The 24,468-nt window shown below is 68.5% G+C and carries 25 protein-coding genes; 12 read left to right on the top strand and 13 right to left on the bottom strand.

Annotation, left to right across the window (positions count from 1 at the left end; all coding sequences use genetic code 11):
• From DMH03_RS18480 to DMH03_RS18470, 3 genes are all read left to right on the top strand, one after another.
• Positions 1–1,077, top strand: coding sequence for a hypothetical protein (locus DMH03_RS18480; protein WP_125793268.1), 1,077 nt, complete (start codon positions 1–3; stop codon positions 1,075–1,077).
• The gene (locus DMH03_RS18475) at positions 1,074–5,843 is read left to right on the top strand and encodes a CHAT domain-containing protein (protein WP_125793267.1); all 4,770 of its coding nucleotides are present in this window, start codon (positions 1,074–1,076) and stop codon (positions 5,841–5,843) included. The genes DMH03_RS18480 and DMH03_RS18475 overlap by 4 nt, the downstream gene beginning before the upstream one ends.
• 533 nt (positions 5,844–6,376) lie before the next feature.
• The gene (locus DMH03_RS18470) at positions 6,377–6,796 is read left to right on the top strand and encodes a hypothetical protein (protein WP_125793266.1); all 420 of its coding nucleotides are present in this window, start codon (positions 6,377–6,379) and stop codon (positions 6,794–6,796) included.
• A gap of 186 nt (positions 6,797–6,982) precedes the next feature.
• Here the strand turns inward: DMH03_RS18470 and DMH03_RS18465 are convergent, their stop codons facing one another.
• Complete coding sequence (locus DMH03_RS18465) at positions 6,983–7,864, bottom strand: FG-GAP-like repeat-containing protein (RefSeq protein WP_125793265.1); 882 nt, start codon at positions 7,862–7,864, stop codon at positions 6,983–6,985.
• Between the two features lie 153 nt (positions 7,865–8,017).
• Here DMH03_RS18465 and DMH03_RS18460 point away from each other — a divergent pair, with 153 nt between their 5' ends.
• From DMH03_RS18460 to DMH03_RS18445, 4 genes are all read left to right on the top strand, one after another.
• Positions 8,018–8,635, top strand: a complete 618-nt coding sequence (locus DMH03_RS18460) for a helix-turn-helix domain-containing protein (RefSeq protein ID WP_125793264.1) — start codon at positions 8,018–8,020, stop codon at positions 8,633–8,635.
• Positions 8,636–8,656: 21 nt separating this feature from the next.
• Positions 8,657–9,634: a GlxA family transcriptional regulator gene (locus DMH03_RS18455; RefSeq protein WP_199748920.1), complete on the top strand. Its 978-nt coding sequence runs from the start codon at positions 8,657–8,659 to the stop codon at positions 9,632–9,634.
• A gap of 19 nt (positions 9,635–9,653) precedes the next feature.
• Positions 9,654–10,397 carry a DJ-1/PfpI family protein gene (locus tag DMH03_RS18450; RefSeq protein ID WP_125793263.1) on the top strand — a complete coding sequence of 248 codons (744 nt, stop codon included), beginning with the start codon at positions 9,654–9,656 and terminating at the stop codon, positions 10,395–10,397.
• A gap of 86 nt (positions 10,398–10,483) precedes the next feature.
• Complete coding sequence (locus DMH03_RS18445) at positions 10,484–10,957, top strand: hypothetical protein (protein ID WP_125793262.1); 474 nt, start codon at positions 10,484–10,486, stop codon at positions 10,955–10,957.
• Positions 10,958–11,143: 186 nt separating this feature from the next.
• On the opposite strand, the gene DMH03_RS18440 is transcribed toward DMH03_RS18445, so the two are convergent.
• The 3 genes from DMH03_RS18440 to DMH03_RS18430 all read right to left on the bottom strand — a co-directional run bounded on the left by DMH03_RS18440 (position 11,144) and on the right by DMH03_RS18430 (position 13,989).
• Complete coding sequence (locus DMH03_RS18440) at positions 11,144–12,208, bottom strand: DUF6348 family protein (RefSeq protein WP_125793261.1); 1,065 nt, start codon at positions 12,206–12,208, stop codon at positions 11,144–11,146.
• A 43-nt stretch (positions 12,209–12,251) separates the two neighbouring features.
• Positions 12,252–13,316, bottom strand: a complete 1,065-nt coding sequence (locus DMH03_RS18435; RefSeq protein ID WP_125793260.1) for a DUF4037 domain-containing protein — start codon at positions 13,314–13,316, stop codon at positions 12,252–12,254.
• Between the two features lie 70 nt (positions 13,317–13,386).
• Positions 13,387–13,989 (bottom strand): TetR/AcrR family transcriptional regulator, encoded by a 603-nt coding sequence (locus DMH03_RS18430; RefSeq protein WP_125793259.1) that lies wholly within the window; start codon positions 13,987–13,989, stop codon positions 13,387–13,389.
• 66 nt (positions 13,990–14,055) lie between these two features.
• On the opposite strand from DMH03_RS18430, the gene DMH03_RS18425 reads away from it, so the two are divergent.
• The gene (locus DMH03_RS18425) at positions 14,056–15,054 is read left to right on the top strand and encodes a VOC family protein (protein ID WP_125793258.1); all 999 of its coding nucleotides are present in this window, start codon (positions 14,056–14,058) and stop codon (positions 15,052–15,054) included.
• On the opposite strand, the gene DMH03_RS18420 is transcribed toward DMH03_RS18425, so the two are convergent.
• From DMH03_RS18420 to DMH03_RS18395, 6 genes are all read right to left on the bottom strand, one after another.
• Complete coding sequence (locus DMH03_RS18420; protein ID WP_125793257.1) at positions 15,014–15,460, bottom strand: DUF1772 domain-containing protein; 447 nt, start codon at positions 15,458–15,460, stop codon at positions 15,014–15,016. The two genes, DMH03_RS18425 and DMH03_RS18420, sit on opposite strands and share 41 nt — an antisense overlap.
• A 93-nt stretch (positions 15,461–15,553) precedes the next feature.
• Complete coding sequence (locus DMH03_RS18415) at positions 15,554–15,769, bottom strand: hypothetical protein (protein WP_125793256.1); 216 nt, start codon at positions 15,767–15,769, stop codon at positions 15,554–15,556.
• Positions 15,770–15,792: 23 nt separating this feature from the next.
• A complete protein-coding gene (locus DMH03_RS18410; protein WP_125793255.1) occupies positions 15,793–16,149 on the bottom strand; it encodes a hypothetical protein in 357 nt (118 codons plus the stop codon).
• 63 nt (positions 16,150–16,212) lie between these two features.
• On the bottom strand, positions 16,213–16,596 hold the full coding sequence (locus DMH03_RS18405) for a VOC family protein (RefSeq protein ID WP_125793254.1): 384 nt from the start codon (positions 16,594–16,596) through the stop codon (positions 16,213–16,215).
• Positions 16,597–16,600: 4 nt separating this feature from the next.
• On the bottom strand, positions 16,601–17,035 hold the full coding sequence (locus tag DMH03_RS18400; RefSeq protein ID WP_125793253.1) for a hypothetical protein: 435 nt from the start codon (positions 17,033–17,035) through the stop codon (positions 16,601–16,603).
• 145 nt (positions 17,036–17,180) lie between these two features.
• The gene (locus DMH03_RS18395) at positions 17,181–18,035 is read right to left on the bottom strand and encodes a LysR family transcriptional regulator (protein ID WP_125793252.1); all 855 of its coding nucleotides are present in this window, start codon (positions 18,033–18,035) and stop codon (positions 17,181–17,183) included.
• Between the two features lie 70 nt (positions 18,036–18,105).
• Between DMH03_RS18395 and DMH03_RS18390 the strand changes: the two genes are divergently transcribed.
• The 3 genes from DMH03_RS18390 (at position 18,106) to DMH03_RS18385 (ending at position 19,614) form a co-directional block, all read left to right on the top strand.
• Positions 18,106–18,834, top strand: a complete 729-nt coding sequence (locus DMH03_RS18390) for an SDR family NAD(P)-dependent oxidoreductase (RefSeq protein ID WP_125793251.1) — start codon at positions 18,106–18,108, stop codon at positions 18,832–18,834.
• 94 nt (positions 18,835–18,928) lie between these two features.
• Entirely contained in the window at positions 18,929–19,102 is a 174-nt protein-coding gene (locus tag DMH03_RS42090; RefSeq protein WP_158633099.1) for a hypothetical protein, read from the top strand.
• A 110-nt stretch (positions 19,103–19,212) separates the two neighbouring features.
• A complete protein-coding gene (locus DMH03_RS18385) occupies positions 19,213–19,614 on the top strand; it encodes a nuclear transport factor 2 family protein (RefSeq protein ID WP_125793250.1) in 402 nt (133 codons plus the stop codon).
• Between the two features lie 226 nt (positions 19,615–19,840).
• Here the strand turns inward: DMH03_RS18385 and DMH03_RS18380 are convergent, their stop codons facing one another.
• Both DMH03_RS18380 and DMH03_RS18375 read right to left on the bottom strand, forming a co-directional pair.
• The gene (locus DMH03_RS18380; protein ID WP_125793249.1) at positions 19,841–20,497 is read right to left on the bottom strand and encodes a response regulator transcription factor; all 657 of its coding nucleotides are present in this window, start codon (positions 20,495–20,497) and stop codon (positions 19,841–19,843) included.
• On the bottom strand, positions 20,494–21,636 hold the full coding sequence (locus DMH03_RS18375; RefSeq protein ID WP_125793248.1) for a sensor histidine kinase: 1,143 nt from the start codon (positions 21,634–21,636) through the stop codon (positions 20,494–20,496). Before DMH03_RS18375 ends, DMH03_RS18380 begins: the two co-directional genes overlap by 4 nt.
• A 162-nt stretch (positions 21,637–21,798) precedes the next feature.
• On the opposite strand from DMH03_RS18375, the gene DMH03_RS18370 reads away from it, so the two are divergent.
• Positions 21,799–22,299 (top strand): DUF6326 family protein, encoded by a 501-nt coding sequence (locus DMH03_RS18370; protein WP_125793247.1) that lies wholly within the window; start codon positions 21,799–21,801, stop codon positions 22,297–22,299.
• Positions 22,300–22,880: 581 nt separating this feature from the next.
• Here DMH03_RS18370 and DMH03_RS18365 read toward each other — a convergent pair.
• Positions 22,881–24,233 (bottom strand): pentapeptide repeat-containing protein, encoded by a 1,353-nt coding sequence (locus tag DMH03_RS18365; RefSeq protein ID WP_158633098.1) that lies wholly within the window; start codon positions 24,231–24,233, stop codon positions 22,881–22,883.
• Between the last annotated feature and the right edge of the window lie 235 nt (positions 24,234–24,468).

Genomic DNA, 24,468 nt, shown 5'->3' with positions numbered 1-24,468 from the left:
ATGGTTCGTTGGATCCATTTCCCCGACTGGGGCGACGGCACCGCACGCCTGTTGCACGACACCCTCAACAAGGCGTTCTACCTGCGTGACGAACTGATCGACATCTACCGCGGCGCCGGCTTGGCGCCGTTTGAGGTCGATTGGGGCCAGCCGGCCGCGCAGCTGTGGCCGACGATCACCCGGGACGCAGCCGACGCGGGACGGCTGGCCCACCTGATCGAGCTGGTCAAGGCTCGTTGCCCGGCCGTCGGGCCGGATCTGGACGCCGTGCTCGCCGCGCACAACACCGACGGCAGCTGGTATTCCCCACGGGAACGGCATTTGTCGCTGCTGCTGGGGCCCGGCTGCCAGCGCGCGCTGCTCGACCGGCGGGATCTGCGCGCGCATCTGGTGGACCTGGCCAGGAAACAGTTCCCCGTCCTCAGCATCACGGGCGAACCCGGCAGCGGGAAGTCCTACAGCCGCCACCTCATCCAGCATATGGCCGGTGATCCCGCGCTCGCCTGCGAATTCAGGCTCGTCAACGTCGAGGACGACTTCTACGACCACGTCGACGCGACCGGCTTCATGACCGCACTCGCCGCCAGGCTGGGCCTGCCCACCTATTTTCCCGTCGACCAGCACACCGAACAAGCCCGAACGGTCCGGGAGCTAGTCGACGTCTTCGTCGGCCGTTTCGCCGCCCTGCCGAAGAAAATGCGGTGGATCTTCATCGACGGCCTCGACCGGCCGCAGGTGTCGTCGGGGGTGCACATGGTCGTCGCCCAGCTGGCGAAGGAGGTGGAGGCCGGCCAGCTCCCCGGCGCCAGGCTCATCGTCACCGGTCATCCCGGTGACTTCTCCCCCGCCGTGCTGGAGGTGCTCCGGCACGAGAAGCTGACCGGCGTCACCACTTCGCACCTGCAGGGTTTCTTCCGCGGGCTCGCGGATCACGTGGGCAAACCGATCTCGGACGACGAACTCGAGGCACTGGTCGACCAGGTGCTCGGCGAGGCGGACCTCGACGACCTCCGCGTGCTCGGAAGCGCCGCGTGCCGGGCCGCGCATCTGCATTTCACCCCGGCGGGTGCGCCATGACCTCTCCGCACGAATTACGGCTGCGCGCCACCCTGCTGTCGCATTACGAACTGCCGTGGCTGGGGGTGGGCGCCGAACTCGCCGAGAAGGCCGGGCCGGCGCTGTTCCCGGATTCGACAAGGGTCCGCACCGGCGACGGCCACCGGCATTGGCGGCTCAACGATTCCGTGCGCCGCTCACTCGTCCTGCAGGTCGGCTTCGCCGCGCTGCGCGACACCTGGGAGAGGATCCCGCGCAGGCCGTCCGACGACCGGCAATGGGCGATCGACCAGTACGTCGGCGCGGGTGCGCCGGTCGATCTGGACTCGCTCAGCCTTCCCCGGCTCCGCGCGGTGGCCTGGCTGGCACGCTGGCTCGGCGGGGCCGCCGAGCACGTGCCGACCGGGGACGAACTGGCGAGGGAACTCGGCGTCGGCGAACTGCTGGAACCGTTCCGGGTGCTCGCGGGCGACCATTTCGTCGGCCGCGCGGAGGTGTTGCGCGCACTGGAAACCCGGTTCCGCGACGGTGGCATGCCGGTGCTCGTCCACGGTCTCGGCGGGATCGGCAAATCCGCGGTGGCCGTCCGTCATCTGCTGAACCTCGCCGATCGGCGGCGCGCTTTGGTCGCGTACCTGAACTTCGACCACAGCGCGGTCGATCCGGCGGAACCGGTGAGCCTGGTCGCGGCGATCGCGCGGCAGGTGACCGTGCAGCTCACGGATCCGGCCGGGCACGACGCCGTCGCGAGCCTGGCCACCCGGTGCCATGAGCGGCTGCGCTCGGGCAAACGCGTCGTCGAGTCCCCGAGCGCCGGCAGCAGCGGCAGGCTCCCTCACGAGGACCTGATCGAGCGGCTGGCCGGTGCCCTCGGCGGCGAGCGCCTGCTGGTCGTCTTCGACACCTTCGAGGAGGTGCAACGGCGCGACCGGCCCATCCAGCGCCGGTTCTCGGACTTCCTCGGCGGGCTCTCGCGCCGGCTGGAGCGGCCGTCGATCGTGCTCGCGGGCCGGTCGCCCGCGCCCGAGCTGGACTTCGACGAGATCCGCCTGGACGGGCTCGACCACGACGAAGCCGTCGAGCTGCTGCTCAAGCTCCTGCCCGCGCATCCGCCGACGGACGCGCGGCGGATCGTCGACCAGGTCGGCACCAGCCCGCTCGCGCTGCACCTGGCCGCCGGGGTGCTGCGCAACGCCTCGGACGACGAGGCGCTGCGGGACATCGCCGTACACCGGGGGACGATCGAGGGCGAGCTGTACCGGCGCCTGCTCGGGCACATCCAGGACCCGGACGTCCGGCGCCTCGCCCATCCGGGACTGACCTTGCGCCGGGTGACACCCGAGCTGATCCGAGACGTCCTCGCCAAGCCGTGCGGTGTCGACGTGCCCGACGCCGAACGGGCGTTCGCCCTGTTCGACGGCTTGGCGCGCGAGGCGATGCTGGTGACCCGCACGCCGGACGGGCGCGCGGTGGTCCACCGCGCCGACGTGCGGCAGACCATGCTGCACCGCCTCGCCGCGGATGAATCCGTTGTGGCGAACCGGATCCACCGGGCGGCCGTGAAGTTCTACAGTGGACAGGGCGGGGTGGGCACCCGCGCCGAGGAGATCTACCACCGCCTGATGCTCGGCCAGCGGCGGGAAACCCTCGACACGCGCTGGGACGGCCGCGTGCTGGCCCATCTGCTGCCGACGCTCGACGATCTCCCTCCCGCGTCCAAGGCGTACCTTGCCGCGAAGTCCCCGACGCTGTCCGTCTCCGACGAGGACCTTCGCCAGGCCGACACCGAGGTCGGCAGACGGCTGGTGACCCGCCGGGCCGCGGAACTCGTCAGCGCGGGCAACGGCGAAGACGCGCTGCGGGAGCTGGCCGAGCACGTCGGCCGGACGGACGACGAGTCCCCCGTGCTGAGCGGGCTGCGAGTGCAGGCGCTGGAACAGCTCGGCCGGTACGAGGAGGCCCTGTCCGTCGCCGTCGCCGAACGCAAACGCCTGGCCCGCACCGGCGCGATGCAGGACTTCGTCCTCTTCACCCTGCACATGGCCAGGATGGACGAGCGGCTCGGACAGGCCGCGCGGGCGAAGCCCTACCTGCTCGAAACACTCGGCCAAACCCGCCGCCTGCCGCCGACCGGTCCGCATCTGATCTGCCGGCTGAGTCTTCTCGTGTGCTTGCTCCGGTTGCGACGGTACGGCCTGCCGCTGGGCGAAAGCCTGGCGGACGACCTGGGCACGGAGGCCGTCACGGTCGCCGATCGGCTGTCGATCAAGGAGATCACCGCGATCCCCGGCCTGTTGCGCGACCTCGCGGCCGAGCTGGGGGAACGGTCTCCCCGGCTGCTGAACGCCGCGCTGCGCCGGATCGGCCTCGCCGGTACGGAATCCGAGCTCGCCCTCGATCAAGACGACCCGACAGCGCGGGACATCGCCGAGTCGTACCAGTCGGACGCGGAATCCGCGCTGTACCGCGACTATCAGGACCACGGCGACTCCGTCTCACCGCACGGCACGCTTCCGTTCGGCGACGGCGCCGAAGGGGAACTCGCGAGACGGTTCCACCGGTCGGGCCGGGCGGCGGAAGCGTTGCCGCACTACGACCGCGCGATCGGCCAAGGCGGGCGGATCGCGCCGCTGCTGCTCGATCGAGGCTTGGCGCATCTGGCGCTCGACAACGTGCAGGACGCGGAGCGGGACCTGTCCGGCAGCCTGCGCCTGGCGCGCGAACAGGATCAGGGCCTGCTGCGCGCACACGCCCACCGGAGCTTGGGCACGCTCGCCAGGCATACCGGCGACTTCGCGACCGCGTTGCGGCACTACGAACTCTGCCTCCGCCTGTATGCCGTCGAGGCGCCGGACCTGCTTCCGGCGGCGCAACTGGATCAGGCCAAGGCGCTGCTCGACGCGGGGCTGTCCGGCGAGGCCGACACCGTGCTGGACGAAGCCCTGCCCGCGTTGCGCAGGCAGAGCTCGGGGCACGAACTGGCACAGGCGGAACTCGTCGCCGCCGCCGCGAAACTCCTCCAGGACGATCCGGAGGAAGCCCGCAAGCTCGCCGCTTCGGCGCAACGACGCTTCGCCCGTCGGCACGACGACGACTGGGTGGAGATCGCCAAGCTGACGCGGCTGCGGGCGGACACGGCACTGACGCTGGCCGGAACACCCGCCAGATCCGCGTCGGTGGCCAGGGCCACCGCGCTCGCCGACCGCCTGACCGAGTTCGGTCTCTCCGGCGAAGCCGCGACGGCGAAGCTGCTCGGCGTCCGCTTGGCGGTCCACAAAGGACAGCTGGACGTCGCTTTGTCCCTGCTGCGGCAGGTGCGCCGCCCTGGCAAGAACGCCCCGATCGAGCAGTGGGTGCTCTGGCATCTGGCGCGTACCGAACTCGCGGCCGCATCGGGCCACGGTCGTGCCCTGACCCAAGCGCGGCGCGGACTGACGGAACTCAACGCCACCAGGGACCGCCAAGGCGGGATCGACGTGGTGTCCGGTGCCGCGGCACACGGCAGGGAACTGGGCGAACTGGCCGTCGAACTGGCCCTGCGGCAGGGAAATCCGCAAACCCTGCTCCGTGTCCTGGAACTGACCAAGGCACAGGTGTACCGCTATCGCCCGCTGACGACGTCACGGGACCCGATCATGCGTGACCGGGTCGACGAGATGCGATCGGTGGCGTGGTCGTTGCACTCCGCGCGCCGGGAAGGAAAGCCCGCCACCCGGCTGGCGGCGCGGCTTTCCGAGTTGCAGCAGGACATCACGCGTCTCGCGTGGCATTCGAGCCCGTGGGGAAGCCCGCGGCCGGCGGCCGATCTCGCGAGTATCTCCGCGCAGCTGGGAAGCCGCGCGCTGGTCAGTTTCGCCCGCTCCGGGGAGACCTGGTACGCCGTGGTCGTGGTCGACGGTGCCGCACACCTCGTCCAACTGGGCTCCGCGTCCGAAGTGGACGAACGGGCCCGGAGGCTGCACGCCGATCTCGACGCGCTGGCCCCGGACGATCTCCCCCGCCCCCTCGTCGACGTCGTCGCCAGATCGGCTTCACATTCGGCGGAGCAGCTCGACCGGGAACTGCTGTCGCCGATCATCCGCGTGACCGGTGAGCGGCCGCTGATCATCGTGCCGACCGGCACCCTGCACGCGGTGCACTGGGGAGCGCTCCCCTCACTGGCGGGCACCGCAGTCACGGTCGCGCCGTCGGCGACGGCGTGGCTGGCCGCGGAAGACGTCTCCCCGCGACCGGGCGCCGGAGCGGTCGTGCTGGTCTCGGGGCCGCATCTTCCTTCGGCCGTCGGCGAAGTCGACGTCCTCCGCGCCATCCATCCGCAGGCGTGGACGCTGACCGGCCGGGAGGCGACCGTCTCGCGGGTCCTGGACGCCCTCGACGGCGCCGAACTCGCCCATGTGGCAGCACATGGCCGGCACGAACCCGGCAACGCGCTGTTCTCCCGCATCGACCTCGCCGATGGCCCCTTGTACGCCCACGAGTTCGTGAATCTGCGTCGTCCGCCCCGCCAGGTCGTGCTCGCCGCCAGCGAACTCGCCCTCTCCCGCATCCGGCCGGGCGACGAAGCGCTCGGGTTCGCCGGCGCGCTGCTCGCGTCCGGTTCGGCGACGATCGTCGCGGCGGTCAACCGAGTGGGTGATCAGGCGGCCGCGGCGGTGTCCGTCGAACTGCACGAGGAGCTCCGGCGGGGCCGGTCCATGGCCGAGGCGCTGGCCGAGGTCGTCGGCCGGGATCCGCTGCGCCGCCCCTTCATCTGCCTCGGCAGCGGCCATCGAGTGCCGTCGCGGTGAGCCTTCGAATCGTCAGATACCGGAATCGGCCGCGCCTGCGCTCAATGGTCACCAGCACGCGCCGGACAGGCGACGTCCGTGCGGCCGCACGGACGTCCTCGACCGTACCGGCTCGCGAATATTCGAGCATGCGCCATTTCTCACCCAGGAGAACTCACCCCACTGTGCTTTACTGCGAAGTAGAAAGCGACATGCCGCACCGAAAGTGAGATCGAGTCACACTTTCGGGTGCATTATGGGAAATGGCGAGACGCGGATTCACGCTCCGCGCCGGAGCGATTATTACCCCTCGACCGCTCACCCTCGTTGAGAGACCGGTCGCCGATTACCTACTCGTGCGACTCGCCTTCTCGCGTGCGTTTCTGCAAGCTGGCTTTCAACGGCGGTCGGGGAGGCAACGTCGTGCGACCAGTGTGTGCGTCGCCTTCCCGCACTCAAGCCAGAAATGGACGCGGCCCCCTGCTGGCACAGGGAGCCGCGTGAGTGTTCGTCGTGAAGCCAGACCCAGATCAAGAGCAAGGAGACACGAGAACATGGAGACCGTACCGTTCGATACCGGTGAACCGCCAGAGAAACCATCGCTCGATCCGGTCATTTCCGATCCCGGAAGTAACGTGGTGCCGCCCGCCGCGGCGGCGGAGTACGTGAGTCTCGACGAGTTGCTGGACGCCACGGCCATCCCGGCGCTTCAGCCCGCCGAAACCGCGCTGGTGTTCCAGCCGCCGTGCCGGTCTTCCGCCCGCGGCTGGTGGGACATGGCGAACCGCGTCACCTCCGGCGAGTGGAAGCACACGTGGCAGGCCGTCATCCTGCTCGTCGTGCTCGGCACCGTCCTGTGCGGCGTGCTGCTCGCCGGGTCCGTGGTGCTGCGGGCAGCGGCGCTCTCGGCGCTCGGCCTGTCGGCGTGGGTGTGGCTGAGCAAACGCAACGCGGCCCAGGCTCACCACGCGTAACCGGATCACCTGAGGAAGAAGGGACCATGCCGTGCCGCTGTTGCTACCAGCGGCACGGCATCCCCGGCGAGGGCGGACGGCCAGGCCGGCCACCCTCACCGTCGGGGATACGTCCGAGCTACGGCGTTCTTACGTCACACGGCCGAATCCGCCGTTCCTTCACCCGGTTGGCGGCAGGAACGCGGCTCACACCGGGACGTCGCCCGGTACCCCCCACTGGGTGGTGAACAGGCCGAGGCCGTACCAAGTCCCGTTCGAGGGACGCCACACCACGAAGTCCGCCCGTGGGTCGCCACCGAAATTGCCTGCCAGGGGCACATCGCCGGCGACGCCCCATTGCTGCGTCGCGATACCGAGCACGTACCAGACACCGTTGCTCGGCCGCCACACGGCGAAGTCGGCACGTCCGTCCATGTTGAAATCACCGGCCACCGGGATGTCACCCGCGACACCCCATTGCTGCGTCGCGATTCCCCGTACGTACCAGACGCCGTCACTGGGGCGCCAGACGGTGAAATCGGCCCGTCCGTCCGCGGTGAAATCGCCGGACACCGGGACGTCACCGGCCACTCCCCACTGCACGGTGGCGATGTTCAGCACGTACCAGACACCGTTGCTGGGCCGCCACACGGTGAAATCGGAACGCCCGTCACCGTTGAAATCGCCGGTCAGCGGAACGTCACCGGCCACGCCCCACTGCTGGGTCACCACCGCGCCGGTGCTGCTCTGGATGACGTACCAAGTACCGTTGCTCGGCCGCCATACGGCGAAGTCGGCCCGATGGTCGCCGTCGTAGTCCGCGGCGACCGGAACGTCACCCGAAACGCCCCACTGTTGCGTCACCACACTTCCGTTGCTGCTGCGGATCACGTACCAAATGCCGTTTCCGGGGCGCCACACCGCTTTGTCGGCGAACCCGTCACCGTCGAAATCCGCGGCCGCCTTCTGAGACGAAGGCGAGGCGGTGATACCGATGCCGTCCTCCTCCGCACCCGCGGCCGGTGGTATCACGATCAGCCCAGCGAGCAAAGCAGCCAACGCCGTCCCCACCCGAATGGATCTTCGCATTTCCCGCAACCCCTTTTCCGTTCGATGGACGCACTCTTCCCAGTTCGTGGTTTTTGACCGAAGATACGCACCGGGAGGAGTTGCAGCCTGACATCGACGGCCTGCCCTTGTCAGCAAGGATTCCGTCCAGTGGACCGCGCGAGGGGAATTTCAATGGAAACCGGGAGAAGACCGAGAAGCGTTCTCGAAGGCGCTTTCACCCTATTGGATGCCTTGGTACGACATCAAGGTGAAGCAGGATTGACCCAGCTGGCGAATTCCTGCTCGATACCGAAAGCGACCGCACACCGATTACTCGAGCAATTGACCGAGCTGGAGGTTGTCCAGCGCAGCGAAAACCGCTATCGCGTCGGCGCGCAGGCATTCCGGCTCGGCCAATCGTGGCAGCCTTATCCGCGACTGCTGGAACTCGCCCGCGGCGAACTCCGGAGATTGGCCGTGGCCACCCGGGCGAGTTCGGTACTCGCCGTGCCCTGTGACGGCCGTATCCTCATCGCCGCCGCCAGCCTCATCCGGCCGGAAGACGGCATCCTGCTCCGGCCGGGTTCGACGGTGCCGCAACGCACCGGCCACTTCTGCCCCGTCTGGCAGGCCGAACACGGCCTCGTCGCCGTCGAAGCACCCATCCTGTTGCCGACCGGCGAAACGGTCGGTTCGGTCGCGGCCGTGACCGCGCCGGCAGCGTCACCCGGCGCGGTGCCGGACACCGTCGCCCGCGCCGCCCGCACCATCGGCGCGGCGCTGGTGAACCGAGTTGAGACGCACGCGTAGTTTCTCCTTGTGGGATCAGGAATGAAGCCGCGCCGGGTGGTGATCGTCGCGTTCGACGACGCGCAGATCCTCGATGTGGCCTGTCCCAGCGGAGCGCTGGAGATCGCGAGCTCGCACGGCGCCGCACCGCCCTATGTCGTCGAACTGGCCACGGTCGACGGGCGGACGACACGGAGTTCGTCGGGGATCATGCTCGCCGGTGCCCGGCGGCTGGCCGAGGTGTCCGGGCGGATCGACACGATGCTCGTGGTCGGCGGCGCGGGAACGGGACCGGCCGCGGCGGACGAGCGCCTGCTGACGCAGGTGCGGCGGCTGGCCGAACGAAGCAGGCGGGTCGCCTCGGTGTGCACGGGCACGTTCGTGCTGGCGGCCGCCGGCTTGCTCGACGACCGGCGGGTCACCACGCATTGGGGCTACGGTGAGCAGCTCGCCGCGGCTTTTCCCGCGGTGACGGTGGATCCGGCCCCGCTCTACATCCGTGACGGCAACGTCTTCACCTCGGCGGGGGTGATCAGCTCGCTGGATCTCACGCTCGCGCTGATCGAGGACGACCACGGGCCGACGCTGGCCCGCGAGGTCGCCCGTGAGCTGGTGACGTATCTGCATCGCCCGGCCGATCAGGCGCAGATCAGCACGTTCCTGGCCGCTCCGCCGCCCGGCAACCGGGTCGTGCGAGATCTGTTGGGGTACATCGCCGCGCATCTCGGCGAAGACCTCAGCCCGTCGGCGCTGGCCGCGCGGGCGGGCGTCACCACCCGGCACCTCAACCGCTTGTTCGGCACGCATCTCGGCAAGACCCCGGCCCGCACGGTGCGAGCGGCCCGGACCGAAGCCGCCGCCCACCTGGTGCGGTCCACCGCGTTGCCGCTGTCCGCGGTCGCGCGGCGGTGCGGGTTCGCCTCGGCGGAAACCCTGCGCACCGCGTTCCGCCACCACTACGGGCTCACCGGGGACACACTTCGCAGGATGACGGACATGCCGCGCCCGATCGGGACTTGAGCGCCCCAGAATCCGCGGCATGAACAGTGCGAGAACAACGCGCAGAACAGTACTGACCGGCGTCGCGGCGGCCGCGGCGTTCGGCCTCGCCACCGGCACGGCCCAAGCGGAAACCCAAGGCCCGCGGATCGGCATGCTGCTCTACGACGGCTTCAGCCTGCTGGATCCGACCGGCCCGGCCGAGGTGCTGTCCCGGCTTCCCGGCGCGACGGTGACGATGATCGCCGAGCACCGCGGCCCGGTGCGCACGGACACCCGCGATGTCGCGGTGCTGGCGGAACGTTCGGTGGCCGAGGTGAACCGGCTGGACGTGCTGCTGGTGCCGGGCGCCGGCAACCGCGGCACGATCGCCGCCATGGAGAACCAGGTGCTGCTCGACTGGATCCGCCGCGTCCACCGGCACACGACGTGGACCACGTCGGTGTGCACCGGGTCACTGATCCTCGGCGCGGCCGGGTTGCTCCGCGAGCGGGCCACCACGTACTGGGCCTCGGCGGACTATCTGGAGAAGACGTTCGGCGTGCGCTACGTGCCCGAGCGGTACGTTCAGGTCGGCAAGATCATCACCGCCGCGGGCGTTTCCGCCGGCATCGACCTCGCGCTCCACCTCGCTTCCCTGCTGGCAGGCGAGGAAACCGCCCGCGGCATCCAGCTCGCCGTCGAATACGACCCGCAACCGCCCTTCGACTCCGGCAACGCGGCGACCGCGAGTCCGGAACTCAAAGCGCTCGCGCTGAAACTGCTCGCCGATTCGCAGGAGTAGCACGCGGGAACGCCGTCACCGCTTAGGATCGCCACGGCACAGACCGGGCGTCTCGATCCCCGGCGGAGAGCGGTGGAAGGCAAGGCATGTCAGACCTCATGTACACGATCATCGAGGCCATTCCGCGGGTATTGCTGCTCGTGGTGGGTCTCCTCGGCCTGATCTTCTCGATCAAAGGACGCTCCAGGGGAGTCTCCGGCCTGATGGTGGCCGCCTTCGTCGTCATGCTCGTCGCCACGACGGCGAGCATCATCTGGCAGTTCGTGGTGCTGAACGTGTCGTCCTGGATCGCGTCCGAGCAGCTCACCGGCGACGAAGTCCGCTTGATCTTCATGGGTGTCAGCGTCCCGCTCGACGCCATCGCGCTGCTCTCCTGGTTCCTGGTCGCGATCGCGGTCCTCAAGAGCGGCCGTCCGACACGGCGACCCGGCGTCGCGCCGTACCCGGGGCCGGTCAACTACCCGATGGCCGCACAGCAGGGTTTCCCGAACCCGCAGCCCGACAACGCCCAGCCTGGCTACCCGCAGCCCAACCCGCCTGCTCAGCAGCCGCCGAACTAGTGTCCCGAGTCCTCGTGAGTGGTAAGTGTCGTTAGAACGACACTTACCACTCACGACCCCCGCGCAATGTACCCAAAATGGACATTTACGGCGCGAACTTCCGCTAGAGCGACGCGGGGCCAGCGGTGAGGTGAAGGCTCCCTTCACCGCGTGCGATGCGACGAAGGACGCCTTCGCCCGCGAGACTCAAGCATCGACAGGCACGAGCAATCCGAACACCCGCAGCGCCACTCGTCCCTCAAGCAGTGGTGCCGGGCTTTCCGCCACCACCACCTCGCCGGCGGGCCACGGCTCGCTGTCCAAGAGGACCTCATTGTTCAGCAGCCCGCCGTCGTGATGCGCGACGAACAGCCGGAGCCCGTGCACTTTCCGCTCGAGCTTCTCCGCGCGCAACGCCTCCAGCAACCGGTCCAAGACCGGCTCGGCGGACAACGTCGCGTCAGTGAACAGGGTGATCTGAGCACCCAGCACCAGCTCGAACACGCCATCCGGATGTTCGTATCGTTCACGCGTGACCTGATCCGGCGCGGCGCCTGGAGAAAACAGACCGTCGACGATCGGATGCAAGGCCCCTTGGCTGAACATGTGCACCGCGCGGCCGATCGCCTCGCGCCACGTGGCTCCGAACCCGGCGAAGCTCTCCACCAGCCACGGTTTGGCCAGCGCGGGATGCGCGACGGCGAAGTCCACTTGGGCCATCACCATGCCCGCCGGGGCCGGATGCACGATGAGCTTCGTGTCGACTTTCGTGTCCTCATCGAGTGAGATGCCGTGCTCGCGCAAGAATCCCTCGAAAACCAGCTGCGGCGAAGGCACACCACCGTCACCGTCGACCACCGGTTCCAGATCGGCGCCGAGGGTGGGCTCGCTCAGCTGGAGGTCCGACATCTGCGCGCCGTCGTTCAACGCCTCGTTGATCACCGCGAACGCGCTACTGCGCACCGCGATCCGCTCGAACTCGCCGCGATCCGCCTGCCTCGCGCGTTCCGACGCCGCCACGAAGACGGGCTCCTCGGACAGCACCACTCGGCCGCCGGGCCCCACCACCGCGTCCGGGTACGACACATCCGGCAGCAAGCGCCGCGTGTACGCCATCGGCAGGAAGATCAGCAGCCGTTCGGCCAGCCACGGTTCGACTCCCGCGCCCGTCAGCCTTTCCCACACCTGGTCGTCACTCGGCGGTTCCTCGCCCACGCGGAACGCGGCGATCCCGACCTCGAGCGCGGCGTCCGGCCCCCATGATGCGATCACCACGGAAGTCTATGCGTGCCACCAAAGCGGACGAACCTCAGCGTCAGAGTGCGGGGCCCGCGATATAGCGGCGGCGCAAATCGGCGTTCCCGTGGTCGGTCACATCCGTGTTGTCGACGTACTGGTCGATCGCACCGACCGGCGGCAGAGCCCGGACGGCCGGGTCGCTGATCGTCGCGACAAGCGCGTCGGTGAACCGGTAAGCGTCGAGAACCTGGAACGGCCTGTCGTGGAAGTACCGGACCGACACCTCCAGCGGCTCCGTGAGACCGAGTTCGTTGTGCATCCCCGCGGCGATCTCGTAGGCGGGAGAAAGGTGTCGTTCCCGTTCCTGCCAGCTTTGCGCGGCCAGCGCGCCGGACAGGCAGGGAGTCAGCGCCTCGGCGCAGGGCAGCGCCGCGAACGCGGTGCCCAGCCATTTGCTGTACGGCGGATACACCCTATTCATCAACAGGCACAGCTTCATCACGTCACGGACCTGGCGCGCGGCGACCACGGCCGAACCCAGGTCGTCGCCGACCTCACCGCAGCGTCCGACAAAGGGCTCCTCCTGGGACAGGCGCATCCATTGACAAGCCAAGACGTAGCGCCATACGTCGTCGGGAAACCAGGCGAGATGATCCCGGTAAGGCTCCAGCAGGCCGACCCCGTCGTGGAAAACCGTGCCACCGGTCAGTTCACGCAATACCTGTGTCGGGACCGTCAACCACGCCGGAATCGGCAGGCCGCCGTCCGGCTCGGCGCCGAGCTGCGCGGCGAAGAAGCCCCGCAGATCCGTGACGTGCACCCAATGCCGGGCCGGCACGCCCGTTGGGAAGGCGAAGCGGACCGGGTAGCCGCGGAACTCGACCGGCAACTCGCGATCGAGCAAAGCGTCCAGATCGTCGGCGAGCGCGTGAAAGTCTTCGCTGCCAAGGAAAAGCTGCATCCTCGGGCCCCAAGCGTGGTCGGTGGAGCGCACCGTGTCGAAGCCCTGCACCTCCGAGCCCCAGCCGATCAGCGCCGCCGAGTACGGCACGTCGTCCAGCGCGTCCTCCAGGATCGGAGCGACGACCTCGGCGTAAAACAGCTGGGACAGTTCAAGCCCTGGCAGGAAAGATCGCGTCACGTCCGCCACCGTGGCAGGAATGACGGACGACGGCCAGTGGATAAAACCGAGCGTTGCCCGGCCGGCGGAGTCACCGCTCCGTGGGCCAGGTCCGCCTCAGACTGTCGATCACGTCGATGAACAAGGCGAAGGTGCTGTCGACGCGTTCACGGTCGTTGGTGGTGAGCAGGTCGAGTTGCAGGCCGCGGGCCTGGGCCACGATCATCGACGCCACCAGCGGTGCCTGTTCCGCAGGGCAGCCGTCTGCTGTGACGAGGCGTTGCATCAGGGTCAGCGAGTCGTGCACGACCTGCTGCAGGAAGCGTTCGTAGCGTTCCGGTTCTCGCGCGGCCTGAGCGAAGACCTCGAACAGCAACCGGTAGACGGGCAGGCGTTCCGTGGTCGTCGAGTTCCGCCACCAGGCCGCAAGGTCGGCAGGCTGGGTCGGCGGGTCGGCCAGGCCTGCCGCGTCGGCCAGTCTCCGGCGCAGCAGGTCGATCACCTCGGTGACCAGATTCTCCTTCGAGCCGAAGTGGTGCAGCAGCGTCCCATGGCTGACGTTCACCGCCGCGGCCAGCGGCCGCATCGCCAGACCGGCCAGACCGTTTGTCAGGACGTAATCGGTCACCGCGTCGAGCAGTTCGGGCCGCCGGTGCCGGTAGCGGACGCTGCGGCCGTCGATGCGCTCCTCCATCGGCCGGACGATACGGCAACACGAGATAGATTGACCGATTGGTCGAACTAATTTTAGAGTGACCGCATGGCTTCCGAGATCACTCGCCTGCACCACGTCGGCCACGTCGTCCGGGATATGTCCGCCGCGCTCGACCTCTACCGGCGGCTGGGCTTTGCCGTGCCGGCGCCCGGTTATCCCGCGATGTCACCCCGCGAGGGCGCCGAGCCGGAGCCGTTCGGCGCGGCCAACACCCACGCCGACTTCTCGCACGACTTCCTTGAACTGTCCACCGTGGTTCAGGCCGATGGCCGCCTGCCGTCGAACGCGCGGCTCGTACCGCTGCAGGCCCCGCCCGACGTGCTCCCGACGCTGCTGGAGCGGATCCACGCCACCAGCGCGAACTTGGCGGAATGCCTGGACCGTTTCGAGGGCCTGCACATCCTGATGTTCTCCTCGGCCGACATCGACGCCACCGCCGCACGGTTGACCACCGCGGCGGTGCGGCACGGCGGGGTGAACACCGTGCGGCGACCTGCCGGGGACCACGTCGAGACCGTTCGATACCTGGAGATCGACGGAGTGAGGCCAGGCGTGGAGGCGGAAGGCAGAGTCGGCGTCGTCGCGGATCTGGATCCGCGGATTCAAGCCACCCGGCTGACCGACCATCCGAACGGCGCTGTCGGCCTCCTCGATGCCACGCTCTGCGTCGCCGACGACGAACTGGACGCCACCCAGGCGCGCTACGAGCGTTATCTCGGCCGGACGCCTCGCCCGGAAGGGTCCACCCGGGTCTTCGACCTCGACGGCGCGACGCTCACCCTCGTGCCCGCCTCCGGTCTCGCCACACTGTTCCCCGGTGAGCGGCTCCCCGCGCTGCCCGCTCTCATCGCGTGCACGGTCGCCGTCACCGACCTGACCGCAACGAAGAAACTGTTGCGGGACAACGAGGTCCCGCTGCGACAGACGCCGCTCGGAGATGTCTTCGTACCGGCCGGGACCTCCCTCGGCGCCACCATCGTCTTCCGGCAGGCGAGCGCCGATCTCAGGCGCGGGCGGCGACCAGCAGGGCGAAGGCCGCGATGATGACGGCGACGCGAACGTAGTGAAAGCGGTCCCAGCGGATCATTTGCTCCTTCCAGTCCGCCGGCCGGTTCTCGGCGGTCCACGTCTTGCTCCGATTGTTGATCGGGACGAGCAGCAGGATCGACATGACCACGCTGACGATCAGCAGCGCGCCGGCGGTGACCACGAGTCCGGCGCCGGGGAGCTGCCATCCCGCGATGGCCCAGATCGCGACGAGGACGAGCGAACCGATGTACCAGACCGGCATGACCGCGCCGAGCATGCGGCCCCCGTGGGCACGGCCGCTGACCATGCTGTCCTCAGGAAGGGCGTTGAGGATCGGGTTGATGACGAACGAGACGGAGAACTCCACCCCCACCATCACGCCGACGAGCACGGTCGTGACGATCTCAAGTGCGTTGAGCATGACTACCTCTTCTGAAATCTAGCGCTGCTAGCTGATGCGGCAACGCTAGCACTAGCACTGCTAGTTTGCCTAGCAATGCTAGAAATGTCTCGTTCACCAACCGCCTATCGTGACGACTCCGTGGCCACCGGCGTCGGCCTGCTCGAGCAGTGCGATGTGCGAGAACGTGAAGTAGCGGAAGTCGTGGAACCACAGCACCGCACCGTGTGGTGGATCGCGTTGCTCCTGCGGTATCGCGTCGCATTCCTCACCGAGACGGGTCAGGAGGTCCCAGGGCAGCCGGTGAGCCGCGTCGAGCAACTCACGCACACCGGCCGGGCGCAGCGTGTAGTTCAGCAGGTGGCGCCAGTCCCCGGGGTCGGCTGAGCGTGCGGTCCCGCATCCGCCGCCAGGTCGTCGCGACGCTGCGGCTCCCACTCCTCGGTGTAGACGTAGCCGGTGGTCAGTGTGCCGAGCACGGTGTCGGTGAGTGCGCGAGTCTCGGCGGTGAGCCGCGGGCGCAGACAGTCGCCGTAGTACCAAAGGCTGTTCCAGTGGCCTTTGGTACCGGGCATGTCGTCCACGGACAGAAACGGCGCCATCGGCTCTTCCGCGTCATCCCACAGCCACACATGATCCCAATGCGGCTCGCGAGTGAGGGCGAGCAAGGGCTCCCACTCGACCACGGCCCCGTAGGCGTCGTACCCCATGCCGCGAGTATCACTCACCGGATCGGTTTCAGGGAGCGAGGTTCGTGCAAGGCACTCAGATGTTCAGCCGCCGGAGGGTGCGCTGCTGAGGTCGACAACGCAGAAGCGGTTGCCATCCGGGTCGGCGAGAACGACGAAGTCCGGGTTGGGCGGATAGCGGTCCCAATCGACGTCTCTGGCCCCGAGTTCCTTCAGACGTGAGACTTCGGCTTCTTGCTCCGCGGCGGTATCGACGAAGAGGTCGAGATGGATCCGCGGATAGGGCTCGATCGGCGAAGTACTCGCCATCAGCCCCAGCACGCGACCGGTTCCATCGGCGCCGACCAGAGTCCGCCAACCGTCGCTCGCCCACTCGTCGTCGGCAATGAGATTCAGCGCCGCGGTCCAGAATTCCACCGCCCGCGGCAGATCCGACACACCGATCACGGGCAACCCGAGCCTGAGCATGCCTTCAGGGTAGCCATGCTCCGGCTTGTCCGACGGGAACCTGCGCCTGGACCACTCGGCCGGCCGGGTCAGCAGCATTGGGGTCGCGTACTCGATCGGTGACCAAGAAGCCGGGGAGTTCAAGCCCATGGTCTTCCGTGAGCAAAAAGGTTCCACCGCGCACGTCCGGTTCCCAGCCGACCGTCAACGCGTGTTCGATCAGTCGTCGAATGTCGACAGCGCCCGGATACGACCCATCCGTCTCGGCAGGGGCCCACCCCACCCCCATGTCCTTGGAAAGCAGGTCCACCTCCAGCGCACGACTGTTCTTGCCGTCGCCCCAAATCCGTACGTTGATACATCGATGGAGACTTCCAGCATCGCCTGACACCGCACCGATCCGGGCACGCCAGGTGAAGTCCCGTTCCCCCACGCGGAGTGCCCGCAGTCTCCTCCGCACTCTCCGGAGCTTACGGGCCTGCGCACGATTGTGCGCTTCTTTTACAGGTCACGGCGTCACGCCCAAAACACTGGTTCTGGCCGGCGCCGCGGACGTCGGCCATCAGGTGCGGCGCTAGACAAACGTTCGGGCGTTCCTGGTTCGGTCAGTGCTCGGCGGCGATCCTGAGGAATCTCGCTATCGAAGATGACCGGCTCCCTGAGCGCCAGAGTGCCAGGGTCCGGTACGGCGTCGCATCACCGACCGGCAGGTAGACGACGTCCGGGCGGACGTTCACGGCGGCCAGCGAGGCGGGCACCAGTGCCACGGCCTGCCCGAGAGAGACCACCTCCAGCATCTGGGCGGTGTCGCGGACGACCGGCCCGTCGGACCGGCGCTCGGGATGGCCCAGCCAGTAGCCGCGCTCGACGATCCGCGAATCCGCCCATCGCGGAGCGGGCTCGGCGAGCAGATCGGCGACGTTGAGCACGTCGTGCCCGGCGAGCTCGTGATCGGCGGCGAGCGCGGCGACGCGCGGTTCGGTCGTCAGGAGTTCGGTTTCGAGGCCTTCGCCGTCCACACAGGCGGCGATCGCCAGATCGGCGCGTCCGTCGCGGACCAGCTCGGCCTGTTCACCGAACCCGCTCACCACCACACGGATCTCCGGCGCGGCCGGATCCTCCTGGAAGCGTTCGCGGACGCGGTGCAGCAGTCGGGTGGCCACTCCTGGTTTGGCGGTCACCACAAGCGCGTTCCCGTCCCGACGCGTCCGGCGAACGGCTGTGTCCAGTGCGGCGAGGACCTTGGCCGACTCGGCGAACAGGGTCTCCCCGGCGGGAGTCAGCGCCAGCCGCCGCCCGGTGCGATCGAACAGTTCCGCGCCGATCCGGCGTTCGAGCCCACGGATGGCCCGTGACAGCGGCGGTTGCGCGATACCGAGACGACCGGCCGCGCGGGTGATGTTCAGGTCTTCGGCGACGGCGCGGAAATAGCGCAGTTCGCGGATCTCCGGATCCGGCATACCGTCAGGGTAGGGCCCGCACACCGGATCGGTGCTTCTGTTCCGGCGTGCGGTCGGCTGAGGTGGTGGCATGCACCCCCACGAAGTCGCGCTCGTCACCGGCGGTGGCAAAGGCATCGGCAAGGAGATCGTCCGGCGACTGGCCGGACGCGGACTCACCGTCTACCTCGGCGCGCGGGATCCGGAAGGGGGCGGCGCGGCCGGACCGGGCATCCGGCCCATCCGGCTCGACGTCACCGACGAAGCGTCCGTGGCAGCGGCGATCGAAGCGATCGAAGCCGAGACCGGCAGACTGGACGTCCTGGTCAACAACGCCGGCATCACCAGCGAATGGGGCCTGCGCACCACCGACTTCACGGCCGCGCATCTGCGCGAGGTGTACGAGGTCAACGTTTTCGGTGTCGTCACGATGATCTCGGCCTGCTTGCCCTTGCTGCGCCGCTCCCCCAACCCGCGCGTGGTCAACCTGTCGAGCGGGCTCGCGTCCCTCACTCTGCTGAGTGATCCGGAGATTTCCCTGCCCACCGAAGGATTCCTTGCCTACAGCTCATCCAAGGCCGCGCTCAACGCCTTGACCCTGCTCTACGCCGAAACCCTCCGTGCCGACGGCATCAAGGTCAACGCCGTCAGCCCCGGCATGGTGCCGACCGACCAGAACGCCGGCGCTCCTTTCCCACGCGGGCACCGCACCGTGGCCGAGGGCGCGTCCGTTCCGGTCCTGCTCGCGACGATCCCCGCGGACGGCCCGTCCGGCGTCTTCCGCGGCCCAGATTCCCTCGAGGACGTCATCCCCTGGTGAACCGGACTCCGCCGTCAAGGACCACCATCTCCGACGCCGCCTCCGCCATCCGATACCCAGGACTGCTCGCGCTCGGGCTCGCCACTCCCCTCTGGTGCACGGCCTGCTGCTGGAGGATCCGTCGGCGCTGCCGCGCGCCGAGAAAACGACCGGTGCGGTGCTGATGCGCCTGGCCGCCGAGTACCTCCGTGATCGTCCTGAGGAGGATTTCCAGCGGTATTACGTGGACCGAAGCGGCTATTTCGCCGGGCTGATCGTGGTGCGCTGACGCGGCTGCTTCCGGATTGTCCGCATGGTGAAAGGGTGTGGCGGACAGCCTTGCTCAGGGGCTCGGCACCGTGTCGCCGACCAGAACCGAACGAGTGGACAGGAGCGGGTATGACCGACGATGTGGCAGGCCAAGTGATCAAGGCTGAGCAGGATCGGATCCAATGTCTCCTCGACGTGGATCGCGGCACTTACGACCGCTTGCACGCCGCGGAGTACCGGTTGTGCAACCCGACCGGCACCGTGTGGACGAAGGCCGAATACCTGGATCTCCTCACCACCGGACGCGTCGCCTACCGGGAACTGCGGCTGACCGGCGACGTGGACGCCATCGTCGGCACCGACGTCGTCGTCCTCCGCTACCGGTGCGTCATCGAACTCACCGTCGACGGCGCGGACATCCCGCGGCACGAGGCCTGGCACACCGACGTCTACACCCACGCCGGCGGCACGTGGCGCTGTGTCTGGTCACAAGCCACCGGCATCATGGACCCGCCGTTGACCACACCCTGACCCAGCACGACGAAGGCGCGGACCGAACGAAAGCACTGTAGGTTCTCGCCGCTCGTGACATGTCGATCTTGTGCGACCTGGGAGGCGGCTTCGCGACGTAGCAGCGCTGGTGGTACCCGCTGTGTTGGCCGTTGCCGCCTACCGAAGGACGACTGTCAAGCGCAAGCCGCCGCCCTGCAGCCACTCGGCCGGGGACCGGTCGTCGTGCCTGTACGTCAGATTCGGTTCAGTCCCCCACCCTGCCGGTGTCGTACGCCCACATCGCGATCTCGACCCTGTTTCGGGCGCCGATTTTGGTCAGCAGGCTGGCGACGTGGGTCTTGGCGGTCGTCAAGCCGATGAATAGCTCGGCGGCGATCTCCGCGTTCGTGCGGCCGCGGGCGACCAGCGTCAGCACCTCCTCCTCCCGTTCGGTGAGCGGCTCGATCGGTTGAGTCAGTCGGCTCGACGGTTCCCTGGCGGCGAGCGTGGCCAGCAGCCGCCGGGTGATGTTCGGCGCGATCAGGGCATCGCCGACGGCGGCCGCATGGACGGCCTGGACGAGCAGCTCCGTCCCGGCATCCTTGAGCAGAAAGCCCCGGGCGCCGGCCCGGAGCGCGCCCTGGACGTACTCGTCGAGGTCGAACGTCGTGATCACCACTACCGCGATCGGGTCCGGGACGCCCCGCCCCGCGAGGAGCTTGGTCACCTCGATGCCGTCGAGCCCGGGCATCTGGATGTCGACCAGGCACACGTCGGGGCGGAGCCGATGCGCCAGCTCGACGGCGGCGTGGCCGTCGGCGGCCTGGCCGACGACCTCAATGCCGGGCTGCGCGTCAAGGATCATCGACAGGCCGGTGCGCACCAGATCTTGGTCGTCGGCCACCAGCACGCGCACCGTCATCGGCGTACCTTAGTCGGCAGTTCGGCGTCGACCGTCCACCCGCCCTCGGGCGCCGGCCCGGCACGCAGCGTGCCGCCGAGCAGCTGCACACGCTCGGTCATCCCCAGCAGCCCGAAGCCGTGGTTCACCGACCGTGCCGGGTCGATCTGTCCGTCGTCGGTCACGCGTAGTCGCAGCGTTCCCGCGCCGTCCACGACCCGGATCTCCACACGCGAGGCGTTGCGGGCGTGCCGCAGGGCGTTGGTCACCGCCTCCTGCGCCAGCCGGTAGACCGCCGCGTCGATCTGGGGCGGAAGTTCGTCCAGGTCATCCGGCAACTTCACATCGACGACCGGGACCGGGGCGCGTCTGGCGAGAGACACCAGGTCGGCAACGCCGGGCTGGGGGGCGTACCCCGCCGGCGCTCCGTCGCGCAGCACGCCGACCATCACCCGCATCTCCGCGAGCGTCCGCGACGCTTCCCCTTCGATCGCCGCCAGCACCTCGAGTGCCGCCTCAGGTCGCTGCCCGGCCATCGCCCGGCCCGCCTGCGCCTGCACAGCGATCGCCGAGACGTGGTGGGCGACGATGTCGTGCAACTCGCGCGCGAGACCGACCCGCTCCTGGCCGCGGATCCGGTCCACCTCCCGGCGCCGGCTCTCGGCGCGGTAGCGGAACGCCGCTCCGCCCGCCGCCGCCGCCGCGAGAATGGCGAACCCGCCGAAGATCTCGGTCGGCCCGATGTAGTCGGGGACCATACCGATTCCCGCGGCGACCGCCACCACCGCCAGCCCGATCACGATCTCGCGCCCTGAGCCCCAGCGGACCAGCGCGTAGACGAGCACCAGGACGTAGATCATCGTGTCGAGGCCCACGCTCGGGGCCCCGCCCAGCAGGCTCGCCAGTCCCAACGCCATCGCGGCGCCGAAGGCCACCACGACACAGGCCAACGGGTGGGTCCGCCGCCACAGCAGCACCGGCGCGAGCCCGACCGCCACGATCGTCGCGAACGGCCGCCAGGCGACGTCGTCCCGGAGGACTCCCTCGAGCAGCGCCGTCACCATCAACGCCCCGACCAGCACCCAGTCGCGCGACACCCGTTCGGGAGCGTCCGTGGCGCGCGGCTCGGCCCACAGCGAGCGCAGGGCGTTGGTGGTCACGCACCCAGCCTAGGGACCGCCGAGGCGCCGGGGACCGACCGAAAGAACGAGACGCCGCTCCTCCTCACGGCCGGGGCGGGTCCGGCCTCGACGACGATGTGCCCGCCGCCGGGCTCGGCGATCGTTGGCCCACCAGTCCTCACCACGATAACGGAGCCCACGATGAGAACACGTCAACCCACCACGACCGCACTGGACGAGCAGCGGATCCCGGTGAGAGCCAAGCTCGCCGCAGCGTGGACGAGCCTCGTGCTCCTGTACGCCTACGTGGACATTCTCGCCTTCTTCAAACCCGGCGTCATCAAAGACATCGAGGCCGGCGTCGTCTTCGAGTTCGACATCAGCCAGACGTTGTTCACCGTCTTCCTCACGCTCATGGCGATCCCGATCCTCATGGTCGTGCTGTCGATGACCTTGCCCGCCCGGGCGAACCGCACCACGAACCTCATCGTGGCCTCGGTACAGGTCCCCTTCGCGGCGTTCAACGCGGTGGGCGAGTCCTGGACGTACTTCTACGGCCTCGGCGTCGCGCTGGAATTGATCGTTCTCGCCCTCATCCTGCGGTACGCCTGGACCTGGCCCCGCACCGCACCGTCGGCGACCACGGCGACCATAGCCACCAGCCCGGACCGTGAAACCGTTCGCGCCCAGCAGCAAGCGTGAACCCAAGCCCAGTCCCCGTCCTGTTCGGAGCCATCTGCCTCGGTGCCGCGGTGTGGGCCTGCCGGCGGTGGGACACCAACTACCACTGGGACGTCGCGTAGGCCCCTACCGGCAGGTCAGATCAATCGGATTCGCACACCGGCCCAACGTCCGCCAGTCCCCACCCTCCACTTCACCATCGCGCCCGGCACTGTCACGGTCAACGGCAAGCCCTGCGGGCAGCCGCCCGGTCGCCCAGCGCGGTGGCCATGCCAATGGCTCGAAGAGCGCGGGATGCCGGCGGGTTGCAATTCGTCAGGAGCGGCGTACACGAGATAGCCCGGCCGCGCGGCGTCGGTCATGACCTTCATCGTCGCGGAACGTGGTGACAGCGTTTCGGCCGCCACCAAGCGCGACCACCGCGACCGTGGTCAGCACCGCGATCACGGCTGCTGTGGCCCACATGGCGCCGTCGTGCAAGGCAGCTCCAGCTCGCGAGCCGCTGGGCGTAGTCTGCCGCGGTCGTCGGTTCGCTGCTCATGTCAGGGGCCGCTACAACGGGCCACCGACAGTTCCAATCCGGTAGCTCGGGCGCGTTGTGCTCAGTCCGCCGGGCTGGGTTTGGGTATGTCGGCAGAGGTGAATTCCTTTGGCTCGTAGGGTTTTCCGGCGAGTGTTGCTCTGCCGAAGTCGGGTGCGAGGTCGCAGGTTGCCTGGGAGATGCTTGGAGGGCTTGCGAAGGCTGCCCCCTCGAACGATGTGACACCGGAGAAGTTCGTCTTGACGAAGTCGGCTTGGCCGGTGAAGGCCGTCTTGCCGAATAGCGCGTGGTGGGAGAAGGCCGTCGCGTCGAAGGTGACATTTTTTGAGAAGGTTGCCTGGCTGAAGGTGGCCGAGCTGAAGTCGCAGTCGTTGAACCAGGCGCTGCCGTTGAAGGAAACGTTGTCAAAGTCTGCGTGCTCGAAAGACGCATTTCGGAACCATGCAGTGCCGCCGAAGGACGCATTGGGAAATCTGGCGAGGTTTGCGAATTTCGTTCCGTCGAACCAGGCGAGATCGTTGAAGATCACGTTGTTGAACATGGCGATCTCGGTAAAGGTGGTGTCAGCGATCGTGGTGGGTCCCGTGAAAATGGCGTGCCCGAAGTGCGCGATTCCGATGTTCGCTTCGTTCAGGTTGAAGTCGATGAGTTGGGCGCCGACGAGGTCGAGGTCCAAGGGGCCCCAGTAGGCGGTGCCGAGGTCGGGTTGAAGGTGGTCGCCGAGGAGGCGTTGGGCGGTGAGCCGGACTTCGCGTTCCTGGACGAGGGCTCGGTACTGCTCGTGTCGTTCGCTGCCGGCGTGGCCGGGTGGTGGCTCGGTGAGTTCGTAGGGCATGCGGAGGTAGGCGCAGAGGACGTTGACGATGGTCTGCCGCTGGGTTTCGTTGTCCTGGGCGAGGCGCTCGAGGGCGTAGAGGCCGCTGAGCCGGACCGGGGCCTTGTCCGAGCCGAGCAGTTCCGCGGCTTTGAGGTAGAGCTCGGTGATCCGGCGGGCCGCGGCGAGGATCCGGGCGTCGGCGGCGACCTGTTCCTGATGCGCCTGGGTGGTGGCGGCGACGGCCTGCTGGTGGGCGAGGGTGTTCGCGGCGGTACGTTCGGCGAGTTCGTGTGCCTCGTATTTGGCCAGGAGGTCGAGTTCGGTGGAGCGCTGGCGTCGGATGGCCAGCCACAGGACGAGTACGCCGCCGAGTCCTACGCCGAGGGTGCCGCCGGTGCGGATCACGTCGAGCTTCGTGCTGTCCATGCCGACCCCGAGCATCAGCCATACCGCGCCAATCGCGACCAGCAGCATCATCGGGATCCCGACGGCGATCACCCAGCCCGGGATCGGCCGCAGCACCGGCCGCACTTCACCACTCGATGTCGAGCCCGGTGGTGGGGTGCTTGTGGTCGGCGGCCGTGCGTCGTTGGTCATGACCTTCATCGTCGCGGAACATGGCGCGAACGTTTCGGCCAACTTCCGGACCGGCTCAGGCAGACGCCGCGCTGACGAAGCAGCGTGTTCGGCAGCGCAGGGGCACTGGAGGCCGAGGACTACCCGGCGATGGGGGCGAGCGCGGTTGCCGGTTCGCCGCTCATGTCCGAGACGCTACAGCGGGGCACCGACAGTTCGGGGCTGGTTGCGAGAGTTACCAGGCTGACGATCCGCC

Source organism: Amycolatopsis sp. WAC 01376 (assembly GCF_003947415.1).
In the GTDB taxonomy this organism is placed as follows: Bacteria; Actinomycetota; Actinomycetes; order Mycobacteriales; family Pseudonocardiaceae; genus Amycolatopsis.
Note: the sequence above shows the minus strand (reverse complement) of the source record. Positions and strands in the feature narration are given on the sequence as shown.